Below are 10,318 nucleotides of genomic sequence, written 5' to 3'. Positions count from 1 at the left end.
GTCCACCGGCCCGCCGCCCCGGCCGGTCCCGGCTCGGGCCGGTCGCCGCTCAGGCCAGGAGCTTCTCCTTGGCCCGCTGGTACTCGACCTCGGTGATCGCACCGCCGGCCTTGAGGTCGGCGAGCTTGGCGAGGTCGTCGACGTGGCTGCGCCCGCCGGCCGCGGCGGCGCTCGCGGTGGAACCCGTCGAGCCCGGGGCACCCGGGGCACCCGGGGCACCCGCGCCCGGCGGACCGCTCCCGGGCGCCTCGGCGGCCGCCTCCCGGATGTACGCCTTGAACGCGGCCTCGTTCTGCCGGGCCTCGGCCACGTCCCGCTTGCTCATCGACGTGCCACGGGCGATCACGTAGACGAGGACGCCGATCAGGGGCAGCAGGATCACCAGGATTAGCCAGCCGGCCCGGCCCCAACCGCTGAGGTCCTGGCTGCGGAAGATGTCCGTGATGATCTTGAACAGCAGGAAGAACCAGAGGATCCAGAGGAACAGCTCGAACATCGTCCAGAAGATGTTGAGCAGCGGGTAGTTGTCCATGACGCTCCCGTCGGTGACGACCCAGGTCAAACGAGTCATATCACCGCATGAAGGGCATGGCGCCGCTGTGATCGGCCATCCCAGTGATCTTCGCCGCCGCCGGGTGTGAGCCCCGCCCGGGTCCCGGTCGCGCCCGTGCCCCCGGCCCACGCCCCGGCCCCGGCTCGCCCCCGCCGCCGCCCCGCTTCGTTAGCCGGCGGACGTCCGCCCGCGCAGCTCCACGGCCAGGCCGACCAGCTCGCCCCACCACGGCTCGTGGCTGCCGACCAGCAGCCGCTGCGCCTCGGCCGGCTCCACCGCACGGACCTCGACCACCTGCTCGCCGTCGTCCGGGTTGGTCGGGGTGGAGTCCACCGACACCTCCGCCCAGCCCCAGAGCCAGGCCTTCTCGGGGTGCGGCTGCCACGGCCGGTACGGCTCCGCGCTGTCCGTCACGCAGCGGTGGGCCCCCAGCCAGGACGGCTCGCCGAGCAGGCGCGCGCCGGCCTCCTCACGCAGCTCGCGGACCAGGCAGGACTCGATCGACTCGCCGCTCTCCCGCGTCCCGCCCGGCAGGAACCAGTGGTCGCGGTCGTCCCGGCAGAGCACCACCAGCCCGGCGGAGAAGCCCACCAGGTGGATGTTGGTGATGAGTTCGTCCGGTGGCAGCGCGAGGGAGAACTGCGCGTCGTACCGGCCCCAGGGCCAGTACTGCGGTGCGTGCAACGCGGGGAAGCGCGCGGCCAGTTCGGCCGCTCTGGCAGAGACGTCGGATCGGTCCGTGGTGTCGGTCATTCGGTGATCGTAGTCCCGGCCGGACGCAGCAGGGGGGTGGTCGCCTGGACGAGTGCGAGGTCGGCCACGTCGATCGCCCGGGGGCGGCGCGGGATGGTCGCCTCGATCGGGACGCCGGCCCAACTGCCGAGCGAGATCTCGGCGGTGATGCCCGGTCCGAAGCCGGCGATCAGGCCGTGGGTGCCGTCCGCGACCCCTCCCTCCTCGAAGAGCCGGGCGAGGGCGTCGAAGACGACCGCGCTGGCGATGTTGCCGCGCTCGGTGAGGGTGGCGCGGCTGAAGCGGAAGGCCGCGGGCTCCAGGTCGAGGTAGTGGCAGAGGTCGTCGAGGATCCGCGGGCCGCCGGCGTGCACGATGTAGAAGCCCAGGCCCGAGATGTCCCAGCTGTGTTCGGTGGCCAGCGTGCGCAGGGCGGGCGCGAGCATCTCCATGGTGCCGGGGACGCGTTTGTCGAGCTGGAAGTGGAAGCCGGTGTCCCTGACGCCGTAGGAGATCCAGTCCTCGGTGTGCGGGACGAGGTGCGAGCCGTTGCGCTCGATGTGCACGCCGGTGCCGCCGCGGCCGCGCATCACGGCGGCGGCGACGGCGTCCCCGAACAGGCCGTTGGAGAGCAGCGACCCGACGCCGAGGTCGGTCGGCTGGTAGCAGAGCGAGCAGAACTCGCAGGCCACGATGAGCACGTTGGCGCCGGGGTAGGCGCGGCAGAAGTCGTGCGCCCGGTTGACGGCGGCGCCGCCGGCCGCGCAGCCGAGCTGGGCGATCGGCACCTGGCGGGTGTCGGAGCGGAAGCCCATGGTGTTGATCAGCCAGGCGGTCAGCGACGGCATCATGAAGCCGGTGCAGGACACGTAGATGATCAGGTCGATCTCGCGGGCGGACAGCTCGGCGTTGGCCAGGGCGCGTTCGACCACCTCGGGGACCCTGCGCTTGGCCTCCCGCTCGTAGACCGCGTTGCGGCCGGTGAAGCCGGGGTGGCGCAGGGTCTCGTCGATGGGCTGGACCAGGTGCCTGGTCCGGACGCCGGTGTTCTCGATCAGACGCAGGGCGAGGCCGAGCTGTGGATGGTCGGCGTGCAGGCCGCGGGCCAGGTCGAGGGTCTGCTCCAGGGTGATGACGTGTTCGGGGACGGCGATGGCGGGTCGGCAGAGTGTTGCCATGGGTACGGATCTCCCCTGGAGGGCCTACGGGTGCGTCGGAGGGGCGCCGGGCCGGCGCGGCGGGGAGCTGGTCACCAGGCGACCGGCAGGGTCCGCGGATAGCGCCAGATCGAGCCCGTCCGCCAGTCCAGCTCGGCGGCCGGCACCGCGAGCCGCAGGTCGGGGAAGCGGCGCAGCAGGGTGCCGATGGCCACCTGGAGCTCCATCCGGGCGAGGTGGGCGCCCGCGCAGTGGTGCGTCCCGTAGCCGAAGGCCATGTGGTTGGCCGAGCCGCGGTCGAGGTCCAGCTCGTCGGGCCGCTCGAACATGTCCGGGTCGCGGTTGGCGGCGAGGTAGGAGACGTGGACGGCCTCGCCGGCCCTGATCCGCACGCCGCCGAGTTCGACGTCCTCGGTGGCGACCCGGGCGATGCCGACGCCCTGGCGGAACGGGATGAAGCGGAGCAGCTCCTCGATGGCGCGCGGCAGCAGCTCCGGCTGGGCGCGGAGCTTGCCGAGCTGCTCGGGGTGGGTGAGCAGGGTGTAGGTGATGTTGCTCAGCTGGTAGGTGCTGGTGTCGTGGCCGGTGACCAGCAGGACCATGGCCATCACGGCGAGCTCCTGGTCGTCCAGCAGCTCCTCCTCGTCCCGGGCGGTGGCCAGGGCGCTGATCAGGTCCTCGCCGGGGGAGCGGCGGCGGGCGGCGGTCAGCTCGGAGAAGTAGGCGCGCAGCGCGGCCTTGGCCCGGACCTGGCCGTCGCCGCTGCCGGGGCCCATCGACATCATCGCGACGGCGTGGCCGCGCAGCTCGGCGCGGTCGTCCTCGGGGATGTCGAGCAGCTCGCAGATGGTGACCATGGGGAGCCGGGAGGCGAGGTGGTGGACGAAGTCGGCGGGGGAGCCGTGCTCCGCCATCTCGTCCAGGAAGCCGTCGACCGTGCGCTGGGTCTTCGGCCGCAACTGCTCGACCTGCCGGTTGGTGAACCCCTTGGCGACCAGCCGGCGCAGCCGGTTGTGGGCCGGCGGGTCCATCAGGTTGATCGCCTCGACCTGGGCGATCGGGGCGGGCGTCATCCGGGGGAGGTCGCGGCCGATGCCGGCGGCGCGGCTGAACCGGCGGTCGGTGGTGACGACGCGGACGTCCTCGTAGCGAGTGGCCAGCCAGGCCTCGCCCTCGCCGTGCGGCAGGCGGATCCTGGCGACCGGGTCCTCGGTGAGCAGTCGCTTGAGGAGGGGGTCGAACTCCAGGCCTTCGGTGTGGTTGAAGGGGCAGTCCCACACGGGGGCGGAGGTAGTCACGGGCTTATCCCAATGGCCGGAGTTGGTGCCGCCCGACCGGGGGATCGTTCGGGCGCGGACGTGCTGATGTTCCCCCATGGAAAGGCAAAAATGTGGATAAGGAGGATAGTTCGCTCGATCGAGCGAGATAGATGATTGTCGTGCGATATGCGGGAGTTGAGGGCGCGCGAATGCCCGGGCGAGCGGGGCGCGCCCGGCGGTCGGGCGCGCCCCGCCCGGTCAGCCGCCGAAGTTGAGCGCGTACAGCGAGCGTGCGAGGTCCGGGGTCACGAAGTCCAGCGGGACGGTGCCGAGCACCGGGCGGGCGGGGCGGTCGAGGGCGCCCAGGTAGGAGCGGAGCTTCGGCGTGATCGCGTCCGCGGCCTGGCGCGGCCAGAGGCCCCAGCCGGAGCTGGAGGTGAAGGTGAGGAACAGGCGGCCCGGGTCGGCGGCGGCGCGGGCGGCGTCCAGGTGGGCGGAGACCTCGGGCCACTTGCGGGAGTTGAGCTCGAAGATGGTGCCGATGTCGTAGTCGTCCTCGATGTCCGTCCGGGGCCCGCCCCAACGGAGGCCGGGCAGGCCGGAGTTGTCGGCCAGCAGGACCACCCGCCCGCGCACCTCGCCGAGCCGGGGGATCCGGTCCTCGCTCCAGAACAGGCCCGGCCAGCGCGCCTGGTAGCCGGCGAAGAGTGCGGCGAACTCGCTGTCGGAGACCGTGGAGTACTCCTGTTTGACCCGCATGACCAGGGTCTCGCCCGGGTGGGCGGCGAGGAAGGCCAGGCAGTGGTTGAGGACGTCGCCGAAGAAGATCTGCTGGAAGACCGGGCCGTGGTGGATCGCGAGCACGCCGTCGATCGCGCGGCAGCGGATGTCCAGGAAGCGCACGCCGGCAGCGAACTGGTCCGGCAGGGCGAGCGTCTGGGTCTGGGTCAGCGGGCCGCCGTACAGCGCGCAGCTGTCGTGCGTGCCCGGGAGGGTGAGCCGGGAGAGCGTGGCTCCGCCGTCGACGGCGCCCAGCCAGTCGGCTCCCGCCGGGACGGCGAGCGCGCCGGCCCGGGGCGTGGCCGCCCCGAGGCCGGCGGCGGTGAGGGCGCCCAGCAGGGCGGTTCGGGTGAAGGTGCGCCGGCTGATCGGCGCGTGCGAGGTCACGGGCACGGTCTGGTACCCCCGTCGGGTGTGGTGGCCGGATCACGACAATGGCATGTCCATTGTGGAGAGATCGGCCCGCCCTGCCCAGCCCCGCGACGGCGCGCGGTCGCACCTCCGCCCGTCAGCGGCGGGCGAGTTGTCGCGCGGGCGGGCGAGGTCCGGCCGGCCCGCGCCGGGCACGGGTGAGGTCCGGCCCGGTGGCCGGCCGGCCCCCGGGAGTCACCAGGCCGCCTCGCGGTAGTCCTTGAGGAAGACGCCCGACACCGGCGCCCCGGCCTCGCCGCGGACGATCGGGTCGTAGACGCGCGCGGCGCCGTCGACGATGTCGAGCGGGGTGCGGAACCCGTCGGCGGCCAGCCGGGCCTTCTTGGGGGCCGGGTTCTCGTCGGTGATCCAGCCGGTGTCGACCGCGCACATGTGGACGCCCTGAGCGGCGAGTTCCTCGGCGCTGGTGCGGGTGAGCATGTTGAGGGCGGCCTTGGCCATGTTGGTGTGCGGGTGGCCGGCGGTCTTGTTGCGGACGGCGAACCGGCCCTCCACCGCGGTGACGTTGACGATGTAGCGGCGGGCGTGCGGCGCGGCCAGCAGCAGCGGCAGCAGGCGGTCGCAGAGCAGCGCGGGCGCGAGCGCGTTGACCAGCTGGGTCTCCAGGAGCTCCGCCGGGTCCAGCGCGCCGAGCCGGGCCGACCAGGAGTTGACCGGTGCGGGGTCGGGCAGCAGGCCCGCCTCGTCGGCCCACTCGGACGGCAGGGCGACGGCCGACCGCTCGGCGGCGGTGCCGAGTTCGGCGGCGGGCCAGGCCGGGGCGAGGGCGGGCATCGGCCGGAACCCCGGGGCGTGGACGACCGCGGCGGACGCGGCCGGCAGCGCGGCCCGCTCACCGGCGGCCAGCAGGGCGTAGGACCCGGGCGGGCGGCGCAGGGTCTGCGCGGCGTTGTTGACCAGGATGTCCAGCGGGCGGCCGTCGGCGCGGAGTTGCTCGGTGAGGCCGAGTACCTGGCGCGGGTCGCGCAGGTCGATGCCGACCACGGTGAGGCGGTCGCGCCACTCGGCGCTGCCGGCGGCGGCGTGGAAGCGCCGTACGGTGTCGTGCGGGAAGCGGCTGGTGACGATCAGTTCGGCGCCGTCGCGCAGCATCATCAGGGCGAGCTGGAAGCCGATCTTCACCCGGCCGCCGGTGAGCAGTGCCCGGCGCTCGCGCAGGTCGGTGCTGAGGCCGCGCCGGGCGGTGTTGTCGACGGCGCAGTCGGGGCAGAGCATGTGGTAGAAGGCGTCCACCCGGCGGTAGTGCTGCTTGCAGACGTAGCAGCGGCGGCCGAGCCGGAGCTCGCCGAGCGGGGCGGCCGGGGCGGCGGCGGTCAGCGGCGCGTCCTCGCGGCGGTCCGGCGCGCCGGTGGCGGTGGCGGCGAGCAGGCCGGCATCGGCCAGGCGGTCCTCGTCCCGGGCGTCCTGGCGACGGCGCTTGCGGCTCTCCCGGACGAAGGACTCCAGTTGGCGCTCGGCGTGCCGGCGCACCGAGTGGTCGGCGGGGAGGGCGCGCAGGCGTCCGAGGGTGCGGCCGAAGGCCGCCAGCTCCTCCGGGCCTATCTCGTCGGCCGCTGTCCGCTCGTCGCTCCGGACCGTCATGTCCTCCCCCTCGTGCGCTGTGCTGCGATGCCGTGTGCTGCCGTGCCCTGTGCTGCGGTGTCCTGTGCTGCGGTGCCCTGTGCTGGGATGTCCCGTGCTGGGATGTCCGCGCTGCGGCGCCCCGGTGGTCGCGGCCGGAGACGAGCGGGCGGTGCGCCTGCCGTCGTGCCACCGGACCAGGACGAGGACCGGACCGGACCAGGACCAGGACCGGACCAGGACCGGGGCCCGCCGGGGAGGCCGGACGCGGACCGGCGTGCCCGCCGCGGTGCCGCCCCCGGGCGGTGGTCAGGACTGTAGCGGCTGCGCCCGACAAGTGAGATCGCATTATTCGTAGGATGAGACCTTGATCGCGGCGGATGTGCTGCGAGCCCGCGGCGCGGTGCGCGGCGGGATCGAGGCGGTTGCGCGTCGCGGCCTCGCGGCGGGCCGGCCGTCGGCCCGCGGTGTCCGCACCGCGGCCACGAAGGGAACGGGGAGAGCGGCACGATGGTGAGTCTCGGCGCGATAGCCGGCATCGCGATGGTGGAACTGGGGATGGTCCTGTCCCCCGGTCCGAACATGATCTACCTGGTGTCCCGCTCGGTCGCCCAGGGCCGGCGGGCCGGGCTGACCTCGCTGGCGGGCGTCTTCGTCGGGTTCCTGGTCTACCTGGTCGCGGCGACGGCCGGGATCGCGGCGGTGTTCGCGCTGGTGCCGGAGGTCTATCTGGCGCTCAAGCTGGCGGGCGCGGGCTACCTGCTCTGGCTGGCCTGGAAGGCCGTCCGGCCGGGCGGCACTTCGGCGTTCGCGCCGAAGGAGCTGGCGGCCGACCGGCCCGCCCGGCTGTTCGGCATGGGCCTGCTGACCTGCCTGCTGAACCCGAAGATCGCGATCCTGTACGTCTCGCTGCTGCCGCAGTTCGTCGATCCGGACCGCGGCCACGTCGCGGTGCAGAGCCTGCTGCTGGGCCTGACGCAGATCGCGGTCGGCGTGGCCGGCAACGCGGTCTTCGTGCTGATGGCGGGCTCGGTGTCGGCCTTCTTCGCCCGCCGCCCGACCTGGCAGCGGGTCCACCGGTACCTGATGGGCACGGCGCTGGCCGGCTTCGCGGTGCGGCTCGTGGCGGACCGCTCGAACGCCGCGGTGGCGGCGCCCTGAGCCGCCGTCGGCGGTCACCGCCCCGCGGGGCTGGTGACCGCCGACGGTGACCGCCCCGCTTAGCCCGCGTACTGGGCGAAGATCTTCGCGAACTCGTACGGCTGCTGGGCGATGTTGGTGCACTTGTAGAGCGCGCCGGTGCAGGCGTTGGCGTCCCGGGTGGCGTCCCAGAAGGCCAGCTCGCCGAGGTGGTGCTGCTGGGCGAAGGCGACCAGCTGCCGGGCGTCCGCCTGGTTGTAGACCTGGTGGTCGTCGTTCTCCCCGAGCATCGGGGTGATGCCGACCGCGGCCCAGAGCTGGGCGTCGCTCTTCGCCGGGTAGAGCGACTTGAGCTGGCCGTAGAGGCCCTGGGCCGCCTGGACGGCCGCGTCGCCGTAGTCGGCGCCGGCGCGGTAGTAGTCCATCGCCATCGCGTTCACCAGGTCGACGGCCACGCCCGCGTCCCGGGCCGAGCGGACGATGGCGACGCCCTCGGCGGTGAGCCCCTCGGGCAGCACCGGCAGGGTGAACGACACCTTCAGGCCGGGGTTGGCCTTCTGCAGCTTGGCGAGCGCGGCGGAGCGGCGGTCGTTGGCGACGGTGTCGGCGATCGCGGCACCCTCGATGTCGAAGTCGACGTAGCGCAGGTTGTAGGCCTTGACCACGGCGTCGTACTCGGCGAACAGCGAGTCCACCGAGGTGCAGGCGGCGGCGAGTTCGGTGCCGCTGGCGCCGCCGAAGGACACCTTCACGTCGCCGCCGGCCGCGCGCAGCGCGTCCACCTGGTCCTTGGCCCAGCCGGTGCGCGGGTCGTAGGCGTTGAACCAGCTGGCCTTGCAGCCGACGCCGGTCACGAAGCCCATGGTGAAGGACTTCAGGTTGCCGGCCTGGGCCATCGCGGGCATCGACGGGGTCGGCCAGGCGCCCATGTCGATGTACGGGGCCACCGGGACGGCGGTGGCCGGCGGCGGGGTGGTGGGCGTTCCGGTGCCGGTGGGCGTGGGCGTGGGCGTGGGCGTGGGGGTCGGCGTCGGTGTGGCCGAAGTCGGCGGCGGGGTGGTCGGGTTGCCGCCCGGGCCGGTGAGCGTGACGTCGTCGGCGAGGTAGCCGCCCTGCCCGTACCAGCCGTGCAGGTAGACCGTCACGCTGCTGGTGGCCGGACCGGTGGTGAAGGTGGTGGAGAGCTGCTGCCAGGCGGGGCCGCCGGGCGTCCAGACCGCCGGGTCGGTGACCCCGCTGCCGGTCGCGCCGAGGTAGACGTACTGGCCCTGGACCCAGGCGCTCAGCGTGTACGTGGTGTTGGGCCGAACGGCGACGCTCTGGCCGCACTGCGCGGTGTCGCTGCTGCTCACGCCGCCCCTCAGCGCGTACGAGCCGCTGTGCGCGCCGGTGCCGACCACGCTGCCGGTGGCGGCCGAACAGCTCCAGGGGCTCGCCGAGCCGCTCTCGAACCCGGCGTTGCCGAGCAGGTTGCCGTCGGCCGCGCCGGCGCTCCCGGCGAGCGAGGCGAGCCCGCCGCCGGCCAGCACGGTGGCGGCGGCGAGGCCGAGCAGCTTGACCCGGACGGCGGGGCGGCGGTGCCGGGCGGGGGCGTCGGGCGCGTGGGTGTCGTGGGGCGCGCGTGGCATGGGGGTGCCTCTCGGGACGGTGCGCCCGCCGCCCGCCACGCGAGGGGGAGCGCGGGCGGGCGGCGGGTGCGGTGGGGGCGTGGTCCGGTGCGGGGAGGTGCGCGGTGCAGCTTCAAACTGGACTAGACCAGCTGTGCACGTCAAGCACCTTCGGCACATCAGAGGCGGTTGCCGGGAAGGTTTTAGGAACGGTTTAAGGCAGCGCCCGCTCCCGGGGCGCGGCCGTGGACGCCCGGGCGGGCCGCGCGGTCAGCAGGTGGGGCAGGCCCGGCACTCCCGGACCTGGACGTCGTCCACCACCGGGCCGTAGGCGCCGCTGCCGGTGGTGCTGGCGAAGGCCAGGGTGGTGGAGGCGCTGGTGGCCACGAAGGTGAACTGGCGGCCCACGTACCCCATGGCGGCCCGCGACTTGCCGGTGGTGTCGAAGGAGAAGTCCTGGAAGTCCTGGCCGTCGACGAGGGCCCGGCCGGTCTTGACGGCCGGTCCGCCCTCGGGGTTCCCCGCCAGCGCGTACGTCACCGAGTAGGTGGCGCCCGGCGTGGTGGCGAAGGTCTGGGCCACGGTGCCCTGGGAGGAGCCGTTCAGGTCGACGGACTGGTCGCCCTCGGCGGCCTGCCAGAAGCCGGCACCGATCAGGTCCACGCTGCCGCCGGTGACGCGCCACGGGCCGATGGACTGTCCGGCCGAGAGGCCGAGGAAGGAGTTCGCCGCCACCTTCGGCGTCTCGAAGCTGCCGTCGTCGAAGCGGCTGAGGGCCCGGCTCTGGGCCCCCGCGCGGTCGGCGGTGACGGCGGCCCGGGCGGGAACCGCCGAGGCGGTGACGCCGCCGACGAGCAGCGCGAGGGTGACGGCGGCGGTACGGGTGCGCGGGAACGACATGGGGACCTCCCGGACGGACGTGGTGCCGGAGCCCGGAATGGGCCCGACAGCGCTCATCGTCGGAGCCGCCGGCCGCGCGGGGCCAGGCCGGGGTGCGGGCGCCTCGTGGTGCGGGGCGGCACCCGTGAGCTCTCGCGCGCCGGTTTGGCGGGCGGTCGGCCGCCGCGGACCGGCCCCGGGCCGTCGGCCCGCCGGGGC

9 protein-coding genes are annotated in these 10,318 nt (G+C 74.0%); 1 reads left to right on the top strand and 8 read right to left on the bottom strand.

The window, feature by feature from the left end; translation table 11 throughout:
- Positions 1 to 49: 49 nt before the first annotated feature.
- From ACFWA9_RS35845 to ACFWA9_RS35820, 6 genes are all read right to left on the bottom strand, one after another.
- Complete coding sequence (locus ACFWA9_RS35845) at positions 50 to 532, bottom strand: SHOCT domain-containing protein (protein WP_380393143.1); 483 nt, start codon at positions 530 to 532, stop codon at positions 50 to 52.
- Between the two features lie 189 nt (positions 533 to 721).
- A complete protein-coding gene (locus ACFWA9_RS35840; protein WP_329487080.1) occupies positions 722 to 1,306 on the bottom strand; it encodes an NUDIX hydrolase in 585 nt (194 codons plus the stop codon).
- A complete protein-coding gene (locus tag ACFWA9_RS35835) occupies positions 1,303 to 2,463 on the bottom strand; it encodes a type III polyketide synthase (protein WP_352296258.1) in 1,161 nt (386 codons plus the stop codon). Before ACFWA9_RS35835 ends, ACFWA9_RS35840 begins: the two co-directional genes overlap by 4 nt.
- 71 nt (positions 2,464 to 2,534) lie before the next feature.
- The gene (locus tag ACFWA9_RS35830) at positions 2,535 to 3,740 is read right to left on the bottom strand and encodes a cytochrome P450 (protein WP_380393139.1); all 1,206 of its coding nucleotides are present in this window, start codon (positions 3,738 to 3,740) and stop codon (positions 2,535 to 2,537) included.
- Between the two features lie 219 nt (positions 3,741 to 3,959).
- Positions 3,960 to 4,868, bottom strand: a complete 909-nt coding sequence (locus ACFWA9_RS35825) for a phosphatidylinositol-specific phospholipase C (RefSeq protein WP_380393136.1) — start codon at positions 4,866 to 4,868, stop codon at positions 3,960 to 3,962.
- Between the two features lie 219 nt (positions 4,869 to 5,087).
- Positions 5,088 to 6,494: an SDR family NAD(P)-dependent oxidoreductase gene (locus ACFWA9_RS35820; RefSeq protein WP_380393133.1), complete on the bottom strand. Its 1,407-nt coding sequence runs from the start codon at positions 6,492 to 6,494 to the stop codon at positions 5,088 to 5,090.
- A 489-nt stretch (positions 6,495 to 6,983) separates the two neighbouring features.
- Here ACFWA9_RS35820 and ACFWA9_RS35815 point away from each other — a divergent pair, with 489 nt between their 5' ends.
- A complete protein-coding gene (locus ACFWA9_RS35815; protein ID WP_329487074.1) occupies positions 6,984 to 7,634 on the top strand; it encodes a LysE family translocator in 651 nt (216 codons plus the stop codon).
- Between the two features lie 59 nt (positions 7,635 to 7,693).
- On the opposite strand, the gene ACFWA9_RS35810 is transcribed toward ACFWA9_RS35815, so the two are convergent.
- The gene (locus tag ACFWA9_RS35810) at positions 7,694 to 9,241 is read right to left on the bottom strand and encodes a carbohydrate binding domain-containing protein (RefSeq protein ID WP_380393130.1); all 1,548 of its coding nucleotides are present in this window, start codon (positions 9,239 to 9,241) and stop codon (positions 7,694 to 7,696) included.
- A 249-nt stretch (positions 9,242 to 9,490) separates the two neighbouring features.
- Positions 9,491 to 10,120: a choice-of-anchor C family protein gene (locus tag ACFWA9_RS35805; RefSeq protein WP_380393127.1), complete on the bottom strand. Its 630-nt coding sequence runs from the start codon at positions 10,118 to 10,120 to the stop codon at positions 9,491 to 9,493.
- Positions 10,121 to 10,318: the final 198 nt, after the last annotated feature.

The organism is Kitasatospora sp. NPDC059973 (genome assembly GCF_042737525.1).
In the GTDB taxonomy this organism is placed as follows: domain Bacteria; phylum Actinomycetota; class Actinomycetes; order Streptomycetales; family Streptomycetaceae; genus Kitasatospora.
The sequence above is the reverse complement of the archived record's forward strand: the minus strand, read 5'-3'. Positions and strand labels throughout refer to the sequence as shown.